The sequence below is a fragment of the Aquabacterium sp. genome (genome assembly GCF_016234775.1).
Classification (GTDB): Bacteria; Pseudomonadota; Gammaproteobacteria; order Burkholderiales; family Burkholderiaceae_C; genus Aquabacterium.
This window is the reverse complement of the sequence record NZ_JACRAH010000064.1, coordinates 1-24,809: the sequence shown is the minus strand read 5'-3', so window position 1 is coordinate 24,809 and position 24,809 is coordinate 1. Positions and strand designations below refer to the sequence as shown.

23 protein-coding genes and 1 rRNA gene are annotated in these 24,809 nt (G+C 62.1%); 7 read left to right on the top strand and 17 right to left on the bottom strand.

Annotated features, from left to right (window positions below; genetic code table 11):
* Nucleotides 1–56 precede the first annotated feature (56 nt).
* The 4 genes from HY836_RS18180 to HY836_RS18165 all read right to left on the bottom strand — a co-directional run bounded on the left by HY836_RS18180 (nucleotide 57) and on the right by HY836_RS18165 (nucleotide 5,256).
* Nucleotides 57–827, bottom strand: a complete 771-nt coding sequence (locus tag HY836_RS18180) for a Crp/Fnr family transcriptional regulator (protein ID WP_290679153.1) — start codon at nucleotides 825–827, stop codon at nucleotides 57–59.
* A 22-nt stretch (nucleotides 828–849) separates the two neighbouring features.
* Complete coding sequence (ccsB, locus tag HY836_RS18175; RefSeq protein ID WP_290679150.1) at nucleotides 850–2,217, bottom strand: c-type cytochrome biogenesis protein CcsB; 1,368 nt, start codon at nucleotides 2,215–2,217, stop codon at nucleotides 850–852.
* 18 nt (nucleotides 2,218–2,235) lie between these two features.
* On the bottom strand, nucleotides 2,236–4,446 hold the full coding sequence (locus tag HY836_RS18170) for a cytochrome c biogenesis protein ResB (RefSeq protein ID WP_290679147.1): 2,211 nt from the start codon (nucleotides 4,444–4,446) through the stop codon (nucleotides 2,236–2,238).
* Between the two features lie 180 nt (nucleotides 4,447–4,626).
* On the bottom strand, nucleotides 4,627–5,256 hold the full coding sequence (locus HY836_RS18165) for a c-type cytochrome (protein WP_290679144.1): 630 nt from the start codon (nucleotides 5,254–5,256) through the stop codon (nucleotides 4,627–4,629).
* A gap of 147 nt (nucleotides 5,257–5,403) precedes the next feature.
* Between HY836_RS18165 and yihA the strand changes: the two genes are divergently transcribed.
* Together yihA and HY836_RS18155 are read left to right on the top strand one after the other, a co-directional pair.
* Nucleotides 5,404–6,111, top strand: coding sequence for a ribosome biogenesis GTP-binding protein YihA/YsxC (gene yihA, locus HY836_RS18160; protein WP_290679141.1), 708 nt, complete (start codon nucleotides 5,404–5,406; stop codon nucleotides 6,109–6,111).
* A gap of 159 nt (nucleotides 6,112–6,270) precedes the next feature.
* Complete coding sequence (locus HY836_RS18155; protein WP_290679138.1) at nucleotides 6,271–6,819, top strand: FxDxF family PEP-CTERM protein; 549 nt, start codon at nucleotides 6,271–6,273, stop codon at nucleotides 6,817–6,819.
* Nucleotides 6,820–6,945: 126 nt separating this feature from the next.
* On the opposite strand, the gene HY836_RS18150 is transcribed toward HY836_RS18155, so the two are convergent.
* The 7 genes from HY836_RS18150 to pyk form a co-directional block, all read right to left on the bottom strand.
* Entirely contained in the window at nucleotides 6,946–7,857 is a 912-nt protein-coding gene (locus tag HY836_RS18150) for a phosphoribosylaminoimidazolesuccinocarboxamide synthase (protein WP_290679135.1), read from the bottom strand.
* A gap of 46 nt (nucleotides 7,858–7,903) precedes the next feature.
* Nucleotides 7,904–9,829: an ATP-binding protein gene (locus HY836_RS18145; protein ID WP_290679132.1), complete on the bottom strand. Its 1,926-nt coding sequence runs from the start codon at nucleotides 9,827–9,829 to the stop codon at nucleotides 7,904–7,906.
* Entirely contained in the window at nucleotides 9,810–10,631 is an 822-nt protein-coding gene (locus HY836_RS18140) for an alpha/beta hydrolase (protein WP_290679129.1), read from the bottom strand. Before HY836_RS18140 ends, HY836_RS18145 begins: the two co-directional genes overlap by 20 nt.
* 103 nt (nucleotides 10,632–10,734) lie before the next feature.
* On the bottom strand, nucleotides 10,735–11,403 hold the full coding sequence (locus HY836_RS18135) for a glutathione S-transferase (protein WP_290679126.1): 669 nt from the start codon (nucleotides 11,401–11,403) through the stop codon (nucleotides 10,735–10,737).
* 145 nt (nucleotides 11,404–11,548) lie between these two features.
* A complete protein-coding gene (locus HY836_RS18130) occupies nucleotides 11,549–12,529 on the bottom strand; it encodes a triacylglycerol lipase (protein WP_290679123.1) in 981 nt (326 codons plus the stop codon).
* Between the two features lie 118 nt (nucleotides 12,530–12,647).
* Nucleotides 12,648–13,712 carry a class II fructose-bisphosphate aldolase gene (fba, locus tag HY836_RS18125; protein ID WP_290679120.1) on the bottom strand — a complete coding sequence of 355 codons (1,065 nt, stop codon included), beginning with the start codon at nucleotides 13,710–13,712 and terminating at the stop codon, nucleotides 12,648–12,650.
* 140 nt (nucleotides 13,713–13,852) lie between these two features.
* On the bottom strand, nucleotides 13,853–15,283 hold the full coding sequence (gene pyk / locus HY836_RS18120) for a pyruvate kinase (RefSeq protein ID WP_290679117.1): 1,431 nt from the start codon (nucleotides 15,281–15,283) through the stop codon (nucleotides 13,853–13,855).
* A gap of 253 nt (nucleotides 15,284–15,536) precedes the next feature.
* On the opposite strand from pyk, the gene HY836_RS18115 reads away from it, so the two are divergent.
* From HY836_RS18115 to HY836_RS18095, 5 genes are all read left to right on the top strand, one after another.
* On the top strand, nucleotides 15,537–16,397 hold the full coding sequence (locus tag HY836_RS18115) for an alpha/beta hydrolase (RefSeq protein WP_290679114.1): 861 nt from the start codon (nucleotides 15,537–15,539) through the stop codon (nucleotides 16,395–16,397).
* A gap of 10 nt (nucleotides 16,398–16,407) precedes the next feature.
* The gene (locus HY836_RS18110; RefSeq protein WP_290679111.1) at nucleotides 16,408–17,487 is read left to right on the top strand and encodes an AraC family transcriptional regulator; all 1,080 of its coding nucleotides are present in this window, start codon (nucleotides 16,408–16,410) and stop codon (nucleotides 17,485–17,487) included.
* Nucleotides 17,488–17,692: 205 nt separating this feature from the next.
* Nucleotides 17,693–18,595, top strand: a complete 903-nt coding sequence (locus HY836_RS18105) for a metal-dependent hydrolase (protein ID WP_290679108.1) — start codon at nucleotides 17,693–17,695, stop codon at nucleotides 18,593–18,595.
* A 37-nt stretch (nucleotides 18,596–18,632) separates the two neighbouring features.
* On the top strand, nucleotides 18,633–19,511 hold the full coding sequence (locus HY836_RS18100; protein ID WP_290679105.1) for a metal-dependent hydrolase: 879 nt from the start codon (nucleotides 18,633–18,635) through the stop codon (nucleotides 19,509–19,511).
* A 312-nt stretch (nucleotides 19,512–19,823) separates the two neighbouring features.
* The gene (locus HY836_RS18095) at nucleotides 19,824–20,726 is read left to right on the top strand and encodes a metal-dependent hydrolase (RefSeq protein ID WP_290679102.1); all 903 of its coding nucleotides are present in this window, start codon (nucleotides 19,824–19,826) and stop codon (nucleotides 20,724–20,726) included.
* Nucleotides 20,727–20,862: 136 nt separating this feature from the next.
* Here the strand turns inward: HY836_RS18095 and HY836_RS18090 are convergent, their stop codons facing one another.
* The 6 genes from HY836_RS18090 to rrf form a co-directional block, all read right to left on the bottom strand.
* Nucleotides 20,863–22,056 carry a phosphoglycerate kinase gene (locus HY836_RS18090; RefSeq protein WP_290679100.1) on the bottom strand — a complete coding sequence of 398 codons (1,194 nt, stop codon included), beginning with the start codon at nucleotides 22,054–22,056 and terminating at the stop codon, nucleotides 20,863–20,865.
* A gap of 136 nt (nucleotides 22,057–22,192) precedes the next feature.
* Nucleotides 22,193–22,552, bottom strand: a complete 360-nt coding sequence (locus HY836_RS18085) for an AzlD domain-containing protein (RefSeq protein WP_290679097.1) — start codon at nucleotides 22,550–22,552, stop codon at nucleotides 22,193–22,195.
* Nucleotides 22,549–23,310, bottom strand: a complete 762-nt coding sequence (locus HY836_RS18080; RefSeq protein ID WP_290679094.1) for an AzlC family ABC transporter permease — start codon at nucleotides 23,308–23,310, stop codon at nucleotides 22,549–22,551. The genes HY836_RS18085 and HY836_RS18080 overlap by 4 nt, the downstream gene beginning before the upstream one ends.
* Nucleotides 23,311–23,405: 95 nt before the next feature.
* A complete protein-coding gene (locus HY836_RS18075) occupies nucleotides 23,406–23,774 on the bottom strand; it encodes a hypothetical protein (protein ID WP_290679092.1) in 369 nt (122 codons plus the stop codon).
* A 242-nt stretch (nucleotides 23,775–24,016) separates the two neighbouring features.
* Nucleotides 24,017–24,469: a DUF494 family protein gene (locus HY836_RS18070; RefSeq protein WP_290679089.1), complete on the bottom strand. Its 453-nt coding sequence runs from the start codon at nucleotides 24,467–24,469 to the stop codon at nucleotides 24,017–24,019.
* Nucleotides 24,470–24,709: 240 nt separating this feature from the next.
* Nucleotides 24,710–24,809, bottom strand: a 5S ribosomal RNA gene (gene rrf / locus HY836_RS18065); the annotation flags it as partial.

Genomic DNA, 24,809 nt, shown 5'->3' with positions numbered 1-24,809 from the left:
GACATCGGCCCCTTCACCCTGTCAGCGCCACGACATTCAAGGGAAAGACCGTAGCCTCAGCCCTGATCGGACGCCCGGCCCTTGGGGCCCGCGCCTTGCAACTGGCTGAGGATGCGCTTTTCATTGGTGGACACGCTGGCGACTTCCATGAGCCGCTGACGATCCAGCACTTCGATGCGGCCATAGGCCACGCGCAGCACGCCCTGATCCTGCAAGCTCTGCAACACCTGGTTGGTCGTCTGGCGAGACAGGGACAACATCAAGCCCAGTTGCGTCTGGCTGATGGGCACCACACACACGCCCTCGCTGGGCGTCAGCGCCGAGGCTTCGACCAGCCACACCAGGCGCCGTGCAAGGCGAGCCTCTGCCGGCAGCAAGGCCAGGTCTTCCATGCTGATGAAGGTCAGGCGCAAGCGCAACGCCATCAACACGCCCAGCTCACGCCAGTAATGCGGCGCACGCCCCAGCAAGGTCAGCAGGTCTTGTTGCGGAATGTGCAGCAACTTGACGGCGCCCTCAGCGACGGCGTTGTGGGTGCGCGGCAGGCGATCGAACAAAGCGATTTCACCAAACCAACTGGGCGCGTCCACCAGCGACAGGATGGCCTCCTTACCCGCTTCGGTCACACCGGACACGCGCAGGGTGCCCTCCAGAATGGCGTACAGGCCATCGGGCGCATCACCACGAAAGAACAGGTGCTCGCCATGCTTGAGCCGACGTGGCGTGGCCAGGCTCAGCAGGTCGCGCTCAAAGTCCTTGGGCACGCTGCCGAACCAGGGATCGGCTCGCAACATCGCCAACACATCGGGCGTAATCCATTCACGCATGCAGGCAGCCTTTCAAAGCAGCTCAGAGCTGGCCGTAAGAGTGCAGGCCAGACAGGAACATGTTGACGCCCAGGAAGGCAAAGGTCGTGACGACCAATCCCACCAATGCCCACCAGGCCGCAAAGGTACCGCGCAAGCCCTTCATGAGGCGCATGTGCAGCCAGGCCGCGTAGTTCAACCAGACGATCAGGGCCCAGGTTTCCTTCGGGTCCCAACTCCAGTAGCCGCCCCAGGCCTCGGCTGCCCAGAAAGCGCCCAGTATGGTGGCGATCGTGAAGAAGGCAAAGCCAACGGCAATGGCCTTGTACATCACGTCATCGGCCACCTCCGGCGCGGGCGTGCGTTCGTTGATCCAGTCACGCGCCAGGATCACCAGCGCATGGAACACCACCAGCCCACCCAGCATGCGCCCGGCCTTGCTCACGGCCGCCATGTTGTCGGCCGACAGGTCACCAAAGAGCGCAAAGCCCAGCAGGGGCAAGCCAACGAAGACAACAGGCAGACCCACCAGGCCCTTCCACAGCGCAGCCTTCTCGGCCGTCTTGAGCAGGTAGGCCAGCGCCACCATGGCCGACAGGGCAAAAGTGCCATAACCCACGAAATTGGCGGGCACGTGGATCTTCATCCACCAGCTTTGCAAAGCGGGCACCAGGGGTTGGATCTCGCTGGCACCACGCGCCATGGCATACCAGAGCAGGAAACCCACTGAGGCGCTGACCACCAGCATCACAAAGGCCCCCAAAGAGCCCAGCGACTGCCCCATGCGGGCAAAGCGGTCTTCGTAATAGAGCCAGAAGATGGTCGTCAACCAGGCAAACAGCACGAACACTTCGTACAGATTACTCACCGGGATGTGGCCGATATCAGGCCCGATCTGGTGGCTTTCGAACCAGCGCACCAGCGTGCCCGTCACCGCCATGAACACGCCCGCCCAGGCAATGCGCGCGCCCAGACGAGCCCCCGTATCGCTGCGCGTGGCCACGCCGATCCAGTAGAACAAGGTGCTCATGAAGAACAGCACGCTCATCCACAGAATCGCGCTCTGGCTGGACAACATGTACTTCAACCAGAACACCTGATCGGCCTTGGCCAGATCCGCGCCGTAATCATCCGTAGCCCGCATGTACAGGGCCGCCGCACCCCACGCCGTCAGGCCAGACAACAACATCAGCGCACGCAAGGGCCGCCAGAACCAGCCCAGGCCGATCAGGCTGGGGATGGCCACCGCCAGGATGCCCTTTTCATACACATCCATGGCATCGCCGAAGGAGGTGAAGCCCCACACGCCCGTGACCACGATGGCCAGCGCGAAAAGCCAGTCCGTCCAGGGGCGCTGCACCATCGAAGGCGCGCCCATGGGGGCCTGTGTGGAAGTCGAGGTGCTGCTCATCTCATGCATCCTTGCAAATCATCTGTCTTGGCTCTGGGGGCCCAACACCTCGTCACGCAGGCGATTGAACTCACGATCGGTATCCAGTGTCTGGCGTGTGGACGACAAGGCCATGCTCACACGCGTGCCGCCCTGGCCATCATCCTGCAGCCAGACCCACACACGACGCTCACGGATGTAAAGCATCGAGAAAACGCCAATGATCAGCAGCACGCAGCCCAGATAGACCACGTTGCGACCAGGGGTGCGCGTGACCTGGAACACGCTGGCCTGCTTCTGCTCGAAGCCTTCCAGCGTCAGGATCATGGGCGCGGGATAGAACATCGAATCCGAAATCGACAGCACCGCCTGCGTCATGAAGGCCCGTGCCGACTCCTGCTCGGGCGACTGTTTGCTCAGGCCCGCGCGCTCACGGCTGATGTTCCACAATTCGAACATCGCGCCATTGAGGATGCGGATCAAGGTGGCCGAGGTGTGCTCTCGCTGGTCAGCGGGCACCACCTGCTCGATGAAGTTGGACAAGGCCTGCAGGCCGCCATCGCTCACACCAGCTGGCAAAGGCTCACCGCTCTCGGGTTTGAGTTGCACAGCACCTGCAAACAGATCCAGCGAACGTTGCGCAGAAGTGGTGAGTTGTTGCTGCAACTCGGGCTTGTCAGCCGGAGCTGCGCCTTTGCCAAATCGTTGCGCAGCCTCGGTGCGCGCTTGCGCATCGTTCAAAGCCTGGCGCAAACGCATCCAGCCCTGCATGCTCATGTTCTCGTCAGCGGGTACACGCAGATAACGGAAGCCTTCCGCGAGGCTGTCACGCACCCCCCACAGGAAGATCGCCTGACCATCCAGTTGCACAGGGGCCATGTAGTTCTGGAACTCGCGCGCCTGACCGGCCGCGTCACGCAGCTTGTAAGTCACCGAGGGGCCGATGTTGATCAGCTTCTTGTCGCCCGGGGGCTTGGCGCCCGAGCCCAGATGCTTGCTCAACTCGCCCAGGTTCACACCACGCACGTCCGTGCCCTCGGCAGAAGCTCCCTCACGGCCGCGTTGGGCCGTGCTCAGGTCCTCGACGTTGATCACGCGCAGACCGGTCACCTCCAGGCGCAGGTCCGTGGCCGTCTGCCCATTGGCCGTGGTGCCCAGCAATTGCCGCGGCTCGCCGCCCACCACACCATCCACCGCCTGCACGCCTTGATCATGGGTACCGGTCAGGTTGTGCGGCTTGAGGTGCACGATCGAGCCGCCATCCTCAAAGCTGGATTGAAAGATGGTGACACCGCCATAGGTGACCGGATGATTGACTTCGACCGTGAACGCCTTGGCAGCCTTGGCCTTGGGATCATGGATGACGATGTCACTGGCAAAGCGCTTGGGCATGCCCGTGCTGTAGTAGTCGACCGTGAACTTCTTGAGCTCGATGTCAAAAGGCAGCGGTTGCACCAGCATGCCCTGCTCCATCGTGATCACGGCCGCATTGGTGCGCTGGCCCTCAGGCACGAACAACTGCGCCCGGTAGGCCGGGTTGTTTTCATTGAGGCGGCTGTGCTCGGTTTCCACACCACCTTTAAAAGGTTTGAGATCCTGCAACCAGGCTTGACCTTTGACGATCAGATCGCCATCGAACAAACCGCCCAGGCACACCAGCACGATGGCAGAGTGCGCGGCGATGTAGCCCAGTTTGTTGACCGCACCCAGGCGGGCCGCGATCATGAAGCCGGCCTCACCCTTGGCCGACGCCTCGCGCTGCTGCGTCTTGACCGACCAGCCCTGCAGCGCCAGCAACTGGACCACGTGTTCGCGCACGGGCTCCAGGGGTGTGGCGATGAGGCCCGCTGCTTTGTGTGGGAACGCCTGCAGGGCCTTCTCGCGGATGTATTCCTTGTGTGTGCGCCAGTCAGCCAGAATTTTGGGTGTATTGCGCGCAATGCACAGGCTGGTGGAGATGACCAGAAACGCCAGTATCACCAGAAACCAATAGGTGCCATACACACGGTACAGCCCCAGTGCGCCAAAGATCTCGGCCCAGAAAGGCCCGAACTGATCCACGTAATTGACGAAAGGCTCCCCCTGCTTGACCACCGTGCCAATGGCCGATGCGATGCAGATCACCGTCAGCAACGCAATGGCAAAACGCATGGAGGCCAGCAACTCCAGCAACTCACGCCCAAGCTCGCGTTGAGGGCGCTGTGGGCTCGAAGGCACCGGCTCACCGGGGGGAACAACTGCAGCGGTCATAGGTTCTGATCTGGCAAGGGGCCACTATACCGAGGCGCGCCGCACTGAAAAGTCGTGCACGCGACCTCTTCCACTGGTGAAAACGCGGAGCCCAGGAAAGCAAAAGGCGGTCAGCCCGTAAGGGGCGTCCCGCCTTGGCAATGAGGACCGACGCACCCTGACAGCACGCCGGCAAAGCGATCAACGCAGACCGGCGATGTAATCGGCCAGCGCTTCGATTTCCTTGTCGCTCAGGTTGGCGGCGATACTGATCATCTGGGCGTTGTTGGTACGTTCGCCTTGACGGAAGGCTACCAGCTGAGCCTTGATGTAGTCGCCATGCTGACCAGCCAGACGCGGGTACTGCGCCGGGATGCCAGCACCATTGGGGCTGTGGCAACCAGCACAGGCAGGCACGCTTTTCTTGGCAATGCCACCGCGGTAGATGCGCTCGCCAGCAGCCACCAGCGCAGGATTCTTGGCGGTGCCAGCCTTGGCTGCCTTCGTGGCGTAGAAGGCAGATACATTGCGCATGTCTTCAGGCGTCAAGGCAGCAGCCATGCCGTTCATGATGGCGTTCTTGCGCTTGCCTTCCTTGAACTCGGTCAATTGCTTGACCAGGTATTCAGGGTGCTGACCTTGCAGATTCGGGTAGGTCGGCATGCCGCGCGAACCGTCTGCCGCGTGGCAGGCAGCACAGACGGTCGTTGCCTTGGCTTCCCCGGCAGCCAGGTCAGGCTTGGCAGCGGCTTTGGTTTCCGAGCTGTGGGCCACGCCCGACAGGGACAGGGCCACTGTGGCAAGGGCGATCAGGTTGAAAAAGCGCTTCATGGCGTGGTGGGCTGTGAGTTGATTAGGCAGATAAACCGAGAGATTTTACAATGTCCTATGACCCGTCCAAGCGCAACCCGACCAAAGCGTCCCCAGAAGGATGCAAATCCTGGGGCTTCCACTCCTGCCAACACCACGCCAGCCAAGGTGGCTGACCCGGCCAAGGAGGCCCTGGCCTGGGCCCATTCGGCTCGTTTTTTCACCACAGCGGCCCAACTGAACCAGTTGCCCGTGACCGAACTGCCGGAAGTGGCCTTCGTGGGTCGGTCCAACGCCGGCAAATCCACCGCGATCAACACGCTGGCCCAGCAGCGCCAACTGGCGTTCGCCTCCAAGACGCCGGGCCGCACCCAGCACATCAACCTGTTCCAGGTTGGCCCCAAGGCGGCCCCCAATCAAGTCTGGACCGACTTGCCCGGCTACGGCTACGCAGCCGTGGAGCGCTCGGCCAAACTGCGCTGGCAGGAAGTGATGGCCAACTACCTGGCCCTGCGACGCAACCTCACCGCCGTGGTGCAAATGGTGGATTCACGCCACGGTTTCACTGAACTCGATCTCAACTTGCTGGAGTTCGTCACACCACGTGTGCGCAATGGTGAAGTCAAGCTGCTGGTCTTGCTGACCAAGGCTGACAAGCTCAATCGCAAGGAAGGCGCCGAAGCACTTCGACAAGCGCAGGACGTGCTGGCCAACCTGGCCACCGAAGAAGCCGACATCGGCATCGCCCTGTTCTCGTCCTTGAAGAAAATCGGCGTGGGCGATGCGGCGCAGATGATCAAGGAGTGGGCAGCCTCTCCTGAGCTGGCGCAAACGCTCGCTGCAGCGCACGCAATACCGGACGCAAATCCCTTGTAATACGGGATTACCCTCATCCGAAGGGCCTACGCCCCCCGCAGCCGTGGGGTGACAGTGTCATGGTGATCCGCAAAAATGCAGCCGGTTGCCTGTGACACTGTTCACGCTCATGAAACAAGTTGTTGACGGGCCCAAGTACCGTCAATTGGAGCCCTTTACATGAAACTGAAATTTGCCGCCGCATTGGCGGCCCTGGCAGCCAGCTCTGCCGTGATGGCCGCCAACCCGGCCACGGTCAACGTCAACGCCACGCTGGAAGTCAGCGGCGACGATCCGGCCTTCTCGTTCTTCCAAGTCGAAACCCGCAAGGTTGACGCCACCAAAACGTTCAAGGACTTCTACAGCTTCCACCTGGACGCACTGAGCGACGTGAGCTTCAGCGTGGTCTCCGACCCACTGTACAACGCCGCCGGCAACGTGCTGCTCAAGGGCGTGGCTTTTGACTCCATCACCCTGATCAGCCCCGAACTGTTCGCCGGCACGGGCGTGATTTCTTCCAACGGCATGCAAGCTTCGTTCGGCTTCTCGAACCTGGTCGCTGGCGACTACACCATCACCCTGAAGGGTCATGCCATTGGCAAAGCTGGTGGCAGCTACTACGGTGACCTGGGCGTGACCGGTGCCGTGCCTGAACCCGAATCCATCGCACTGGCTTTCGCCGGTCTGGGCGTCATTGGCATGCTGGCACGTCGCCGCAAGGCCAACTGATACGGCACCCACGCGGGCATCAAGCCGCTGGGCCAAAAAAAAGGGCATCCGCAAGGGTGCCCTTTTTCTTTGCCTGTGACGAGCGCCCGGGCTGACGGACGGCCCAGTCCGCCCAGCCCTGCGTCATCACTGGCCGGTCAGGCGCGTCAGCGCTTCCTGATACTTGGCCGACGTGTTGTCGATCACGCTTTGCGGCAAGGCCGGCGACGGTGCGGTCTTGTCCCAGGGCTGACCATTGACGGTGGCCTGCTCCAGCCAGTCGCGCACGAACTGCTTGTCATAGCTGGGCGGGTTGGCGCCGGCCTTGAATGCGGCCTCATAGCCTTCCACAGGCCAGAAACGTGACGAATCAGGCGTCAGCACCTCGTCCATCACGGTCAGTGTGCCGTTGGCATCCAGACCGAACTCGAACTTGGTGTCGGCAATGATGATGCCCTTGGTCAGCGCGTAGTCGGCGGCCTTCTTGTAGAGCTTGATGGCCAGTTCGCGCACTTGCGCCGCCATGTCGGCACCGATGATCAGGGCCATCTTGTCGTAGCTGATGTTCTCGTCGTGGTCGCCCACATCGGCCTTGGTGGCAGGCGTGAAGATGGGCTCAGGCAGCTTGCTGGCGTTTTGCAATCCGGCAGGCAGTTTCACACCGCAGACTTCACCGTTGTCCTGGTACTCCTTCCAGCCGCTGCCAGCCAGATAACCGCGCACGACCGCTTCAACGGGCAGAGGCTTGAGCTTCTTGACCAGCATGGCGCGGCCTTCAACCTGGGCGCGCTCGGCGGGCGTCACCACGCTGACAGGATCTTCGCCCGTCAGGTGGTTGGGGGCCACGTCCTTGAGCAATTCGAACCAGAACAGCGCCATCTTGGTCAGCAGCGCGCCCTTGCCTGGAATGGGCTCGCCCATGATCACGTCGAACGCGCTGATGCGGTCGGAGGCCACCATCAGGATCCGGTCATCGCCCACGGCGTAGTTGTCGCGCACCTTGCCTCGGGCAAGGAGAGGCAGGGAAGTCAGGGCGGAGGTGTGCAGGGCAGAAGTCATGGTGGTTCGGGCGCTGAAATCGTCTCGTCAAACCGACATTGTGCCGTCACTGGGCGCTTGCGCTCAACAAACGCTTCAAGGCAGGCTGAACCTGGGTGATGTCGATGGGCTTGGTCCAGTAGTCAGCGAAGCCCGCCCGCATGGCGCGATGGATGTCGTCAGGCATGGCATCGGCCGATACGGCCACGATGGGCTGCCCGGCCCATCCAGGCTGCTGACGCAGGTGTTGCAACAAGGTCAGGCCATCCATGTCGGCGAGGTGCATGTCCAGCAACAGTGCAGAAGGCCACGGGCCCTGACGCACGGCGGCCAGGGCCTTCTCGCCCGAATCCTCCACCTGCAACTCGAAGTCTGGCGAATGCTCGAACACCGACAGCATGAGCAAAGCGCTGATCGCGTTGTCCTCGACGTACAGCACACGATGGCGCGACATCGGCCGTTCACAGGACGATGCCGGCGTGGTTTGCGGCAAAACGACCTGCAACCCATCCAGACACTGGCCGCCCTCATCGCGCACGACGGCGCGCGGCAACCTCACCGCGAACCGGGCCCCTTGCCCCGGCTCACTGTGAACGCACAGTTGCCCGCCCATCAATTCGACCAGGCCGCGCGTGATCACCAGGCCCAGCCCCACGCCCTCTATCTGACTGCGCTCGGCCCCCAGGCGATTGAAGGCCTGAAACAGCTGCGCCTGCTGGGCTAGCGTCAGGCCAGGGCCCTGATCCTGCACCGCCACTTCGACCATAGGATCTGCGTCACCGACCTGCTCCACCTGGACCGTCACAATGCCGCCCGCCGGTCCGTACTTGATGGCGTTGCTCACCAGGTTCAACAGGATCTGACCTAGCCGGTGACCGTCGGCCTGCACGGCCAGCGAAGGGTCCCCCACGCAGGTGAGCCGTGCGCCACGTGGCGCGGCCAGTGGTTCAGCCAGGGCCACGGTCTCCGAGAGAACAGGCGCCAGCACCACCGGTGCGATGTGCAGCTTGATGGCGCCAGCCTCGATGCGCGACACCTCCAGCAACTCGTTGATCAGCCTCAGCAAGCTTTGTCCGGCTGTTTCGATGTGCCCCAGCTTGCGCTGCTGGTCCGCACGCAGATTGCTCGCATCCTGCATCTGAAGCAGCCGGGAAAATCCCAGAATGCCATTGAGTGGCGTGCGCAATTCATGGCTCATGCTGGCCATGAACTCGCTCTTGGCCTTGTTCGCGCGCTCTGCGGCGGCCTTTTCGCGCAAGCCGGCTTCCATGGTCCGGCGCTCGGTGGTGTCGGCAATGAAACCGTTCCAGACCACCGTGCCATCCACCTCCTTGTGAGGTGTGGCGTGAACTTCCCGCCACACCGGTGTGTCACCCAAGCAGACACGGAACTCGCAAAGCCAGGGATCCAGCGAGGCGGCAGACAAGTCCAAGGTCTGCAGCACGGTCACCAGATCATCCGGATGAATCTGGCGCCAGGCCGCCTTCACATCTTCCAGCGCTTGAGATGGCGAGATCTGAAAGATGCGCCGCGCCGCATCGGTCACGTACGAAAACCAGGTGTGCCCATCGCCGGCTCGACACAGCTGAAACAACAGACCCGGCGCTTCGTCAGCAGCGCGTTTGGCGGTCAGCAACTGGTACTCCAATCGCCCACGCTCCTGCAAACGCATGAACACACAGCGCACCAGTCCCTGGCCTTCGTGCTCTTGACGATTCGCGCTGAGCAGGGCATCCACACGCCGGCCTCGCGCATCCTGCAGCTGAATGGCCACCTCGTGGACTTCTCCGGACACTTTCAAGATCGGAAAGATGTAGGAGTGGTAAAGCAGTGCAGCGGCGCGCGTCAGCACAAGCCCGATCACCTGCCCTCGCAGACTGGCCTGATCGCGTACGAGCACCTGAGCCAGTGCGACATTGGCCTCGATCAACAGGCCATCGTCATTGACCACGGCCACAGCGACAGGCAAGTCATCAAAGCTGTTTGCCGGCATACCTGTCTGCGAGGTACTCGCGTATCAAGGCCACGGTTTCATGCGGATGGCTCATGTGTGGGCAATGACCAGGCGCAGCCATGCGCCTGAGTGTCGATTGGGCAAGTTGCTGATGCAGGTAGTCGCCCACAGACAAGGGCGCCACGCTGTCATCACCGCCTTGCAGGATCAGGGAGGGCACGCGCAGTTTCGGCAATTCGGCGCGCACATCGGCCAGGAAGACCAATTGCGCAAAGTGCCTGACGATAACAGGATCGCCCGCGCACAGGCTGTCCTGCAACTCCTGCCGCAACTCCGGACGGTCATCGTTCTTCATGGCCACAGGGGCAAAGAAGTTGGCCCAGGCGCTCATGTTGCGGTCCATCAACTCCAGCAGGTCCATGACGTCGGCCCGCTCGAAGCCGCCCTCATAGGGGGGATCGTTGATGAAACAAGGGTTGGGGCAGAGCATCACAAGATACTCGAACAAGTCTGGCCGAGCGATGGCCGCCAGCATGCCGATCGAACCACTGACCGAGTGCCCCACAAACACCACCGGTCCGCACTGGAGCGATTCGATGATCTCGATGACGTCGCGTCCGTAGTCCGACAGGCTGGCGTAGCGCTCCGGTCGCCAGGCTGATGCGTCAGAGCGGCCAACACCGACATGGTCGAACAAGACGACGCGGTGGTCGCGCGCCAGTTCGGGCGCGACATGACGCCACATGCGCTGGTCGCACCCGAAGCCATGAGCCAACACGATCACAGCTTGCCCATTGCCCATGCTGGTCACATGGTGCCGGGCCAGTACAGCCTCACGCATGAACACCTCCTGGATTGTCAGGCGGGCCTCATGCACTGGATCAAGCCAAGCTGTGCCCGTGCTGCATTTTGTATCACAGCCAGGCTGAAATGGCACGTGCTGACTACTGAGCGTCGGCCTTGGGCCTGTTGGCGGCCATCGCGCGTGCCTGATCAGCCTTTCTATCCGCGGCGACTTTCTGAGCCGTCGGGCGCGCTTCGATCAGCTTCACGTAAGCCTTCCAATCGATGCCGGCTGCTGCCACCAGGTCCTCGCCACACACGATCTTGCTGGCCAATGCAGTCAAAGGCAGGCTCACGTACACGGCGCAATCGGCCATGGTGAACGTGTCGCCAGCCGCATACGGTGCAAACTGAGCCAGTTGCTTGAACGCCGCCAGGTTCTTGATCAGATCGCCCTTGACGCGTTCGATGAACTTATCGGGCAAGGTGCCACCGAAAAAGGCTTGCGAATAGAGCTGGCGCCCGCACAGTTCCACATGCAGGTCACAGTAGGCGATCAGTTCACGCACCTTGGCGGCCTGCCAGGGGTCGGACGGGATCAACGCCGGAGCAGGCCAGCGCGCTTCGATGTAATCGACGATGGCCTGGCTCTCGCACAGAAAGCCCTGCTCGGTTTCGATGTAAGGCACCTTGCCCAGCGGCGATTTGCCCGCTTTGCCTTCGGCGCCAAAGCTGACCAGCACCTCTTCGAAGGGCACGCCCTTTTCCAGCAAGATCAGCTTGACCTTGTTGTAGTAGTTGGACAAGGGGAAGCCGTAGAGCTTGAGCATGTGATGTCTCCGAGGTCGGTTGTCGGGCGGTCAATCAGGTCGTGGCCATGAAGAAAGGCCGGGACGCAGCATACGGCAAAGCCGTGTTTGGCGTATCCCGGCCCCTCGTCGCCCTCTCCCGCCCAAGGCCCAGGGCTCGTGCAGATTACAAACCGGCCTCTTTCAGACGCTGAGCGTGCGCCACGAACAGCCCGATCGGATCGGCCCCGGGTGGCACCAGGCCAGAGAACTGGTTGACGATCTGAAAGTGGTTCATGGGGTAGTCATCGCGGATGACCTGACCCAGGTGGCTGGCGCACTTGCCCACCAGGCCGTCGTTGTCCGGCTCGCGCTCAAAAGCCATGCCCGTGAAGCTCATGAGGTAGTCCGACAGGTTCAACGCGCGGTAGAACTGCCCCACGCTGCTCCACGAGTAGTAGCGCACGCCATCCACCACGTTGCCGCCCTCGCCACATGGCTGCTCGGGCACACCAGCTGGAAAACGTTGGTTGAAATACCCTGCACCCGTGCTGGTCAGCGACAGCATCGCCTGGCGCGCATCAATGGGTAGATCGGCGTGCGTGAGGCTGTTGATTACACCGCCCACGGCATTACCGAACGCCAGCACCGCGCCAGCCACCCAGGGGTGATTCCGGTCCAGATCGGCCAGCCAATCCGCCACTTCCGAGCCCGTCGTCGGACCCGATACGGTTGTGACCGAGGCCACCCACTCCGGATGCGTGCCCGCCACATAGCGCACCGAATGGCTGCCGTGACTGTGCCCGATCAGGTTGACCTTCTTCGCGCCCGTCTCCTGCATGATCTTCTGCACCTGATCCAGCAATTGCTGGCCACGCACATCCGAGCTGTTGAAGGCCGACACCTGGGTCACGAATACCTGCGCCCCATGGGCACGCAAGGTCTCAGGAATGTCACGCCAGTAGGACTGCTTGCCCACGTAAGCAAAACCCAGGATCCCATGCGCCAGCACGATGGGGTATTGAGTCTGGGCATCGTCCGCCACCTTCACCGAAGACACGGGCTCGCCTGACAAGGTCGCCACACAAGGCACGACCACCAGGGTCGTTGCCAGAACCACGGCAGCAGCCAGGCCGCCCAAGGTCCACTTCCAAACACGACTTGCCACAAGCAACCCAATCACGCACACAGGCAAAAAAACGGCGAGGCACCACAAAGGGCCCTCGCCGATGACGCGCTGCCATCGACGACCGACGGCAGCAACATTCGTTCAGTCAGCCAAGGAATCAGGCCACAACCTGAGCCAGCTTGCCGCAGGCGTACATGGCCGCGATATCGACCATCGAGATGGCCTTGATCTTGGAACCCTGGCCTTCACAGCCGAATTCCATGTAACGCTGCTTGCAGATCTGCTTGGCGGCTTCGCGAGCAGGCTTGAGCCATTCGCGGGCATCGAACTTGTCGGGGTTCTCGGCCAGGAACTTGCGCACGGCACCGGTCATCGCCAGGCGGATGTCGGTGTCGATGTTGATCTTGCGCACGCCGAACTTGATGGCTTCCTGGATTTCTTCCACGGGCACGCCGTAGGTTTCCTTCATCTTGCCGCCGTACTGGTTGATGATGGCCAGCAGATCCTGAGGCACCGACGACGAACCGTGCATCACCAGGTGGGTGTTGGGGATGCGCTTGTGGATTTCCTTGACGCGGCTGATGGCCAGGATGTCGCCCGTGGGCTTACGCGAGAACTTGTAAGCACCGTGACTGGTACCGATGGCGATGGCCAGGGCGTCCAGCTGGGTTTCACGCACGAACACGGCGGCTTCTTCCGGGTCGGTCAGCATCTGGCTGTGGTCCAGCTTGCAATCGGCACCGATGCCGTCTTCTTCGCCGGCATCACCGGTTTCCAGGTTGCCCAGGCAGCCCAGTTCGCCTTCCACGGTCACGCCCAGCTTGTGGGCCATGTCCACGACCTTGCGGGTCACGGCGACGTTGTAGGCGAAGTCGGCGGGGGTCTTGCCGTCTTCCTTCAGGGAACCGTCCATCATCACCGAGCCGAAGCCCAGGTCCATGGCGCCTTGGCAGATCGCGGGCGACTGGCCGTGATCCTGGTGCATCACCAGGGGCACGTGGGGGTACATCTCGACAGCGGCCTGGATCAGGTGCTTGATGAAGGATTCCCCGGCGTACTTGCGGGCGCCAGCGCTGGCCTGCAGGATCACGGGGGCACCAACTTCGTCGGCAGCGGCCATCACGGCCTGGACCTGCTCCAGGTTGTTCACGTTGAAAGCCGGAATGCCGTAATTGTTTTCAGCAGCGTGATCCAGCAGTTGACGCATCGAAACGAGTGCCATGAAACCCCCAGGTAAGCGGAAACGAGAAAAAAATGAAACGCGCAGAACTGCGACGTCCTGCGCGTGCGAACTGGGCGGAATTCTAACGAAGCCCGGCCACCTTACCTACCCCCAGTTTCGGGCGGAGGGTTGCCTTCAGGTCACTTGACCTCACACACCTTGAGCATGTTGGTGCCGCCGGGGTGGCCCATGGGCTCCCCGCAGGTGATGGCATAGGTGTCACCTGGGCGCAGCACGCCGCGCTCGACCAGCAGGGCCTCCGCGTGCTTCAGGGCCTCGTCACGGTCCGAATAATTGGGGATCAGCAAGGGGCGCACGTTGCGATAGAGCGCCATCTTGCGCTGCGAAATCGGCTGTGCTGTGAGGCCGAAGATGGGCACGTGGATCTTGTGACGACTCATCCAAAGCGCCGTCGAGCCCGATTCGGTCAGGGCGATGATGGCCTTGCACCCCAGGTGGTAAGCCGTGAACAGCGCGCCCATGGCGATGGACTGGTCAATGCGGCCAAAGGTCGTGTTGGTGAAATCGGCGTCCAGCGACACCTCTTCGGCGGCTTCGGCGGCCTGCGCGATGTTGGCCATCTGCTCGACCGTCTCGATCGGGTACTTGCCGGCGGCCGTTTCGGCGCTCAGCATCACGGCGTCGGTGCCGTCCAGCACCGCATTGGCCACGTCCGACACCTCGGCGCGCGTGGGCACCGGGTTGACGATCATGGACTCCATCATCTGCGTGGCCGTGATCACCACCTTGTCCATGTGGCGCGCCATCTTGATCATGCGCTTTTGCAGCGCCGGCACGGCGGCATTGCCCACTTCCACGGCCAGGTCACCCCGCGCCACCATGATCCCGTCAGACGCCTTCAGGATGGCCTCCAGATTCGGGATCGCCTCGGTGCGCTCGATCTTGGCGATCAGGGCTGGGCGGTGCTTCCAGGGCTCGCCGGCCACATTGCACAACTGGCGCGCCATTTCCATGTCGGTGGCGTTCTTGGGGAAGGACACGGCGATGTAGTCGCACTGGAAGCTCGCGGCCGTCTTGATGTCTTCCATGTCCTTGGCGGTCAGTGCCGGGGCCGTCAGCCCGCCGCCCTGCTTGTTGATGCCCTTGTTGTTGGACAGCTCGCCGCCGAGCTTGACCGTGGTGTGCACGGCCTCACCCTTGACGGCATCCACCTTCATCACGATCAGGCCATCGTTGAGCAGCAGGACATCGCCCGGCTTCACATCGCGCGGCAGCTCCTTGTAATCCAGGCCGACACCGTGGATGTCGCCCGGCTCGGTCCGGCTGGCATCCAGCACGAAAGGCTGGCCGGGCTCCAGCATCACCTTGCCTTCGGCGAACTTGCCCACGCGGATCTTGGGGCCTTGCAGATCGGCCATGATGGCCACCACCTTGCCAACCTTGGCCGCGGCGTCGCGCACAGCCTGGGCGCGGTCGATGTGGTCCTGCGCCTTGCCGTGCGAGAAGTTCAGCCGCACCACGTCGACCCCAGCCACCAGCATTTTTTCGAGCACCTCAGGTGTCGAGGAGGCTGGTCCGAGGGTGGCGACGATCTTGGTGGCACGCTGCATGGTGAAAGGCTCTGCTGTTGTCTATCTGTGACCAGTGTCACACCAAACCCCTTCACTTGAATGCTGGAAATACACCTCCAGATCAGATCCTTGATGCCCTGACGCAACGACATTACACTTCGGCGCATAAAAATGCCTCAAGAAGTAATGTTGCCATTTGATTCAGTGCCGGGACGAGACTGCCGAATACAGGCTCAGGGTGCGCATGCCCGCAGACGGGCTGCACGCGCTTGCTTTCACCGCTGAGACCGCCATGAAGCCCCATACCGTACACCGCACCATCGTTTTCTCGCACGCCAACAGCTTTCCGGCCAGCACCTACCAGGCGCTGTTCGAATCGTGGCGGCAAGCTGGCTACGAGGTCCATGCGCTGGACAAGTTCGGCCACGATGCGCGCTACCCCGTCACCATGAACTGGCCGCATCTGGTGGACCAGCTCAAGGACTTCGTCGAACGCGAAGTGGGGCATCCTGCCTGGCTGGTGGGGCACTCGCTGGGCGGCTACCTCAGCATGATGGCCGCCAGTCGGCACCCGCATCTGGCCCAAGGCCTGGTGATCATGGATTCGCCCGTGCTGCACGGCTGGAAGAGCGCGGGCGTGGGCCTGGCCAAGCGCCTGGGCACGATCGACCGCGTGGTTGCGCCCGCCCGCATCGCAGCCCAACGCACCCAGGAATGGCAAAGCCTTCAAGTCGCGCACGAGCACTTCTCAGCCAAGCCCAAGTTCGCCGCCTTCCACCCGCGCGTGCTACAGGATTACCTGGCCCATGGCACTGAAACGCATCTCGATGGCCAGTCGCGCCGCCTGAGTTTCCGCCGTGAAATTGAAGCCGCCATCTACGGCACCATGCCGCACGACCTGCTGCAGACCTTCCGCCGTCACCCGCACCAATGCCCGCTGGCCTTCATCGGCGGCACCCACTCGCGCGAAACCCGCAAGGTCGGCATCCAGGGCATCAAGCAACTGGTGGGGCGCAATCTGTCGTGGATCGAGGGCACCCACCTGTATCCTTTCGAATTGCCGGACCTGACGGCTGCAGAAGTCCTGAAATGGCTGCATCATTTCCAGACCGCGACACCTGTTGCCGCGTCTCCCGCCTTGTCCCCCGCCTGAACAGAGGCCCATGAACCAGTCGATCACGGATCCCAGCGCCGACCAGATGATTCCCTTCGTCACCGTGACGAACTGGGTGCGCGCGGCCCGCCTGTGCAGCATCGACATCGAGGCCATCTTCCGTCAGGAAGGCATCGACACGGCCAGCCTGCATCCCGAAACCTCCATGCTGTCGCGCGACACCATGCAGCGCCTCATGCAACGCTGCGTGGACGAAACTCGCCGCATCGGCAGCCCCAAGCACTTCCCGGTCGTGCTGGGCGAGACCTTCGCGTTCGAATACATGTCGGACGTGGAAACCTTCATCACGACCAGCGCCACGCTGCGAGACGCCACCCGCGCGCTCGAGTGGATCCCGTCACTGATCAACCCCTATCTGACCTTCGCCCTGGCAGAGCATGGCAACGAAGCCCGCATCGCCCTGAACTTCAGCGTACCCGACGAATCTGTTGAGCGAACCTGGCCCTTCACCGAAGGCGTGATCACCACCACCATCAAATTCAGCCGACTGCTGCTGGGCGGCCAGACGCTGATCGGGCGCATCACCATGCGCCACCCACGCCACGCCTTCAGCGACCAGGTTGAAGCCGCCTTCCAGGTGCCCGTCGAATGGGGCGCCCCGATGGATGCCTTGTGGTTCGACCGCGCCCTGCTGGATCAACCCCTGACCGGCGCCTTCCCCATCCTGCACGAACAGGCTGCCAAACGCCTGGCGCAAAAGGTGGCGCAACGCGCAGAGCACAAGCCGCAGGAAGGCGCTGGCCACCACGGCCAGGCCCTCATCAAACAAATCGAGCGCGCCTTCCACGACAAGCCCCGCCTGATGGGCTTGGGTCTGGAGGCGCTGGCCGAAGAGCTCGGCCTGCACGCCCGCACGCTGCAGCGGCGCCTCAAGGAAGTCAACGAAAGCCACTCGGCCATCCAGGGGCGCGTGCGCTACAAACTGGCCCAGCAATGGCTGCGTCAAGATACGACCCCGATCGAAGACATCAGCGACAAGCTGGGCTTCTCCGATCGGCGCAGCTTCACCCAGGCCTTCACGCGCTGGTCTGGCGTCACGCCCAGCCAATACCGCCGCCAGCACGGCTGAGACCCTAGCCAGCGAAGGGCTCAAGCCCTCAGCCCCACAGCCGAAAACGAAACGCGTTCTCCGCGTTTTCCCTAGCGGAGCGCTGTCGCCAAACTTACCTTCATGTCGTTGCGTCACATAGCGCAGATCAAGGGTCACCCCTAAAGTCACAACCTGTCAGACCCCCGTTGCAAGTTGCGACACACGGAGTCCGAGGAGACAAAACATGAGCAAAAACAAACTCACGCCGCCCCCCATCATCCCGCGCGAAAAGCTGGACTTCGACCTGGACGGCAACATCCCCAAGCACTGGCTGGACAACGACCCGTTCAAGACCCGCTTCTTCGACGCCATGTCCACGCTGTTCCCCGTGGGCGAACGCTTCTTCATCACCTGTGTGCGCGACTTCAAGGATCAGATCACCGATCCCAAGATGGTCCAGGACATCAAGGACTTCAACCGCCAGGAAGCGCAGCACAGCATGCTGCACACGCGCTACAACAACCGCCTGAAAAGCCAGGGCATCAATGTCGATGCGATTCTGGAAGGCCAGGAGCGCCGCCTGTTCGGCATCATCCGCAAACATTGCTCGCGTGAATTCACGCTGGGCATCACGGCGGCCTCCGAGCACATCACCGCCATCATGGCCGACTGCTTCGTCGAACGCCCCCACATCTTCAACGGCGCCGACGAGCGCATGCGCGCGCTCTACGTGTGGCATGCGATGGAAGAGATGGAGCACAAGGGCGTGGCCTATGACGTGCTGATCGACACCGCCAAATCGAGCTACCGCAACCGGATTGGCTCCATGTTGCTCGTCACGGCGCTGTTTCCCTTCCACGTCTTCCGCATCATGAAGCACATGCTGCAAGCTGATGGCTTCAGCGGCTGGGAGCGCACCAAGATCTGGGCCAAGGGCCTGTGGTGGCTGTACAAGCCCGGCGGCATCTTCATGCCCATGCTCGGCAAGTACTTCTCCTACCTCAAGCCCGGCTTCCATCCCTGGCAAGAGCCGGTGGTGCCGAGCTACGAACCCTGGGTGCGCCTGCTCAAGGAAACCGGTGACCCCGTAGAAGCCGGCAACCGCCTGCACGCCAACCTGACCCAGCAAGGCATGGCGCACGCCTGACCTGCCCTTTGATTCCCACCCATGAAGGAGTGAGATCATGAACGAAACCCACAAATCGCCCCCCATCATCCCTCGCGAAAAGCTCGACTTCGGCCTGGATGGCGACATCCCCAAGTACTGGTTCGACAACGACCCGTTCAAGTCGCGCTTCTTCGACGCCATGTCGACCATCTTCCCCGAAGGCGAGCGCTACTTCATCTCCTGCGTGCGTGACTTCCGTGATCAGGTCACCGATCCCAAGCTCCAGCAGGAGATCAAGGACTTCATGCGCCAGGAAGGTCAGCACGGCATCGTGCACACGACCTACAACAACCGCCTGAAGGCACAAGGCATTGATGTCGATATGCTTGAGCGCATCGAGCACCACATCCTCTTCAACATCATTCGCAAGAAGGTGCCCAAGAAGATGACGCTGGCCGACACCGCCGCCGCTGAGCACCTCACGGCCATCATGGCGCACAGCTTCTGCGAAGACAAAACCCTGCTGGCCAACGCCGACCACCGCATGCGCGCGATGTTCGCCTGGCACGCCATGGAAGAAGTCGAGCACAAGGCCGTGGCTTTTGACGTGATGCAGAAGGCTGCCAAGGTCAACTACTTCCAGCGCATCCTCGCCATGATGCTGGTCACGCTGGGCTTCAACATCCACGCCCTGCTGGTCACGCGCTACATGCTCAAGGTGGACCGCTTCAGCCGCTGGGAACGCACCAAGATCTGGGCCAAGGGCCTGTGGTGGTTGTACAAGCCCGGAGGCCTGTTCATGTCCCTGTTCGGCCACTACATCCAGTACTACAAGCCTGGCTTCCACCCCTGGCAAAGTGGCCAGATGCACAGCTACAAGCTCTGGCTGGACACCTACAACCGCACCGGTGACCCTCTCAAGGCTGGTGAAGCCCTGTACGCCGCGGGCGCCTGATCAAGGTCAGGCTCCGGCAACCTACCTGAGGCATCACGGCGCATCTCCACGTCCATATCTCTTTCGCGTGATGCCTCACGCGCCCTCAAGCCCCAGGACGGACGCCGTCTCCGGGCTCATTGATCAAGCGCATTGCAGCCATGGCACCTTCGGGCGCCGTGGCTTTTTTTTGCCCGACGATGCCGGGCCTTGAATCTGCCAGTTTTGCCAGATTCGATCTGCGTGCATCCGACACGTTTTCCAGCGCGCATCCGCCCTGCGCATGCGCCGTATCAGTCAAGCACATGGCACAGTCAACCGAAAGGTTCAGCTATGACTGCGCACGACCTCAGCACCAGCGGACAACTGCCCGAAGACCAGTTGCCCATCACCGTCCGAGAAGGCCTGGATTTCGGCCTCGATGGCGACATCCCACGGCACTGGTTTGGCGGTGATCCCTTCAAGACCCGCTTCTTCGACGCCATGTCCACGCTCTTCCCTGAGGGCGAGCGCTTCTTCATTGCCTGCGTGCGTGACTACAAGGACCAGATCAGCGATCCCGCCCACAAGCAAGTCCTGCTCGACTTTGCCCGCCAGGAAGCCCAGCACAGCAAGGTCCACAACGCCTTCAACCACCGCCTGTCCAAGCAGGGTATCAAGGTCGACAAAATTCTCGCTAACCAGCGCCGGAACCTGTTCGACATCGCGCGCAAGACCATGAGCAAAGGGCACACCCTGGCCATCACCGCCGCCTCCGAACACATCACGGCCTTGATGTCGCACACCTTCGTCGAGAACCGCCATCACTTTGAAGACGCCGATCCACGTGTGCGCGCCATGTACGTCTGGCATGCCGTCGAAGAAGTCGAACACAAGGGCGTGGCTTTTGACGTCATGCAGCAGGTGGCCCATGTCGGCTACTGGCTGCGCGTGTGGGCCCTGCTGATGGTCAGCATCCAGTTCCCCATGTTCGTCTTCCAGATCCTCAACCACATGCTCAAGGTGGATGGTTTCAACCGCTGGCAGCGCTGGGGCATCTGGCTCAAAGGCCTGTGGTGGCTCTACAAGCCCGGCGGCCTCATGGGCCCCTTGCTGCGCCCCTACCTCGCCTGGTACAAGCCAGGCTTCCATCCCTGGGACGCTGGCGCCCCCGGCGAATTCCAGACCTGGATGCGGGTGATGCAGCAAAGCGGAGACCCGATCGCGGCCAGCGATGCCCTGCAGCCTCGCGCCTGAGCACCACAAGCTCAGTTCGCTCACGCCCGCGCCGCCGAAACGAAAAAGGCCTGTCCCCCAAGGAACAGGCCTTCAATCCGATCAGTAGCCCAGCCAGGCCACGCCTTCGCGCACCGGCCGGCCACTCACGCCCGCATCAACCGGCGGCGCGCTTGCTCAGGATCTCGAACGCCGGCAGGGTCTTGCCTTCCAGCACTTCCAGGAACGCGCCACCACCGGTCGAGATGTAGCCCACATCCTTCTCGATGCCGTACTTGGCGATCGCAGCCAGGGTGTCGCCACCACCGGCAATGCTGAACGCGGCCGACTCGGCGATCGCGCGCGCCACGGTTTCCGTGCCATGCGAGAAGGCTTCAAACTCAAACACACCCATGGGGCCGTTCCACACGATGGTGCCCGCGGCTTTCAACTGGATAGCCAGCTTGGCAGCAGTCTTGGGGCCAATGTCCAGGATCAGGTCATCGTCGGCCACATCGGTCGCGGCCTTGATGGTGGCGGGCGCATCGGCGGCAAAGGTCTTGGCGACCACCACGTCTTCAGGAATAGGCACCTCGGCGCCACGGGCCTTCATCGCCGCGATCACGGCCGTGGCTTCGCCCAGCAGATCCGGCTCAGCCAGCGACTTGCCGATCTTCAAACCGGCAGCCAGCATGAAGGTATTGGCGATGCCGCCGCCCACAATCAAACCGTCCACGTTCTTTGACAACGATTGCAGGATGGTCAGCTTGGTCGACACTTTGGAACCCGCCACGATGGCCACCAAGGGGCGCTTCGGGGCTTCCAGCGCCTTGCTGATCGCGTCGATTTCGGCCGACAACAGCGGGCCCGCACAAGCGATCTTGGCGAACTGGGCGATACCGTAGGTTGTGCCTTCTGCGCGGTGCGCTGTACCGAACGCATCGTTCACGAAGATGTCGCACAACGCGGCCATCTTGCGTGCCAGCTCTTCGCTGTTCTTCTTCTCGCCCTTGTTCAGGCGGCAGTTCTCCAGCAGCACCACCTCGCCCGCGTTCACGCTCACGCCGTCGACCCAGTTGCTCACCAGCTTGACTTCGCGCCCCAGCAACTCGCCCAATCGCTTGGCCACAGGGGCCAGCGAATCTTCAGGCTTGAACTCACCTTCTGTCGGGCGGCCCAGATGGGATGTGACCATCACGGCAGCGCCAGCCTTCAAGGCCAGTTCGATCGCCGGCACCGAGGCGCGAATGCGGGTATCTTCGGTGATGTTGCCGGCATCGTCTTGCGGCACGTTCAGATCTGCGCGGATGAACACGCGCTGGCCCGCTGCCTTGCCCTGAGCCACGAGGTCTTCAAATCGGAGGATGTTCATGTTGTGCTGCCGCCTCGGCGTTGAATGAAAACGAAAGTCCAACATTGTAGAAAGGTCTGGCGCCTTCGTCCCCCCCGATTCAGTGGACAGCGTGCATTTCTGCGCCCCCAGTCACCACAGGGCACGGCGCGGGCGCCTAGGCCCAGCCAAGCCCGAGCTTGAGCAGCAGATACACCGCCATGCCCACGCCGATCGTGGTCAGCATGTCCTTGCGCCACACCGCCCAGGCGATCGCCACCGGCGCGGCCACCAGGCGCGCATCCTGCCAGGTCTTCACCAGATGACCTTGCGACATCAGCACCTCGGGCGCCACCACGGCGGCCAACGCGGCCAGAGGCGCGTACTTCAAGCCCCGCTCAGCCCAAGCCGGCAGCTTCCAGGGCTCGCACGAGAGAAAGAAGGTCGACCTCGTCACCGCCGAAATCACCATGAGGCCCAGCACCGCCAGCACCATCTCGCCTTCCGTCATGGGCAGGAGTGTCGTGGGCACGGTCATCCCCCAACCCTGGCCGCAGAACGCGCAGACCACGCATCCATCAACAGCCCCACCGCTACGGCGGCCGCCACCGCGACCACGATATACAGGCGAAACGGCAGTGCGAAGGCCGCGACCGCTGCCGAGGCGGCCAGCCCGGCAGTCCACAAGGTTTGTCGGTCCCTGGCAAGCGTCACCAGCAGCCCCAAGAGCGCCAGGGTGCCGGCAAAACCCAGGCCCCAGGCAGTCGGCACCCAAGCCGCGAACAGCACGCCAAACAATGAAGCGATGTTCCAGCCACCCCAGTTGATCACCGCCAGGCCCACGAAATAGGCCAGGGGTTCGACGCGCTCGCTGGACGCGGATGGTTTGCCGCCATACCGGTGCACCGACATCACATAGGTCACATCAGCCGTCAGGTAACCCGCCACCAGGCGCCACCGCAAAGGCAGGCACATCATGTGCTCGCGCATCTGCGCGCTGAAAATCACGAAGCGCAGATTCACACACAGCGCCGTCAGCCACACCACCCAGATCGGCGCCCCCGCCAACATCAGCGGGACAGCCGACAACTGCGCGCTGGCGGCAAACACCGATAGGCTCATGAGCAAGGCGATGGAAATGGGCAACCCGGACTTCGCCATGGCCACCCCGGTCACCAGCCCCCATGCCATCAACCCAGGCATCACGCGCGCCATGTCGCGCATGCCCTGTCGACACTCTGCGTGTTGCCATAAGCGGCGGTCCAGCAGACTGAGAGACAAAGAGGAGCTCGACAACATCCGCTCATTGTCGGGCCAAGACAGCACCAGTAGTCAACCCAGGGTTCACGCAGACCATGAGTCTGTTGGCGTGATCAGCGCCCGAGCAAGACTCAATGAGCCTTGGGTTTGGGCTTCTTTGCAGGCTTGCTTGAAGCCGCCTCGTCTGATGCATCCGAGGAGGCGACATCTTCCTCTTCATCATCAGGCTTGCTGGGCGCCGACGCCTTGGAGGCAGAAGGGGGCGGAGGGCGAGGCACAACCGGCGTCACCCCCTCCAGCTTGTTCTCCCGCATGTACTCGTCCATCTCGCGCCACCCCGCGAACACAGAAGCCTTGTCTGCCTTCGGGTTGAGCGTGTAGCAATCCTCGATGGCCCGTACGGCATGACGGCAGGCACTGCCCACCGCCTTGGACTCGGCCAACTGATGCTCAGCGGCTTTCTGGGGGGTTTCGATCCCCAGTTGATCGCAGCCAGCCATGAGGCATGTCAGCAGCACTCCGGCAACGGCCCGGCGAAGCCGCGCACCTACAACCTCTGGGCTGTTCTGCGGCGAGACCAAGGAAGAACCAGAAACTGGGGACGGGAACGACATGGTTTGCCTGAGTGATCAATCGGGCCGCTCATGCATGGCCCAATACATCCACAATTACGGCATGCGAGGCGGAATCTTGATGCTTGGAGAAGCCAGGCTTCCGCTCGGCAATATCTGGCAACTTGCGCTCAGTGGATGAGCCGATCCTCGTCGTCCACGAACAATTCGTCGAGGATCAAGGCATCCGGCTCTTCGCCGCGGCTCCAGAATACGAGCAAGACCAAGATCTTGAAGTCGTCCAACGCAACGGGCCCGCGAGGCACGGCAACCACACGATCCAAAACAACCTCGCGCAGGACAGGCGTCAACACACCGGCAGATTCGAGGAACTGGAGAAATCCCAGCGCCTCGGCGCCGAGACGCTCGAGCTCAGCCTCCGCGTAGACACGACTGCTGCGATTGGAGGGCGCCAACACCACGCCATGAGCCACAGTCTGCAGCCCATCCAGCCAAGTCAGCGCCTCGTTGATCTCCTCTTCCTCAAACCCGACTGCCGACAGCTTGCGCATCAACAGATCGGACTCCGGACAAGCGTCAGGACGCCAGTAATGCTCGTAGAGGTAGACCAGAACATCAAACATGAGATCACTATAGCGCAAGGGAAAAGCCAACGCATGCACGTTGACACCAAGGGCGTGAACTCGGGCAGGCCAAAAGCGACAACGATGGGGAGTGAGGCTCGTGAGCTCAGCGAGGCAAGCAAACACGTCAGTCTGACCTGCCCCTAAAACTGATTGGCAAGAGACAAGCGCATCAAACAAACTGTAGCCCCAAAAGACAAAAAGCCCCTGCTTGCGCAGGGGCTTTTGACTGTATAGGTAGCCTGACGATGTCCTACTTTCACACGGGAATCCGCACTATCATCGGCGCTGAGTCGTTTCACTGTCCTGTTCGGGATGGGAAGGAGTGGGACCAACTCGC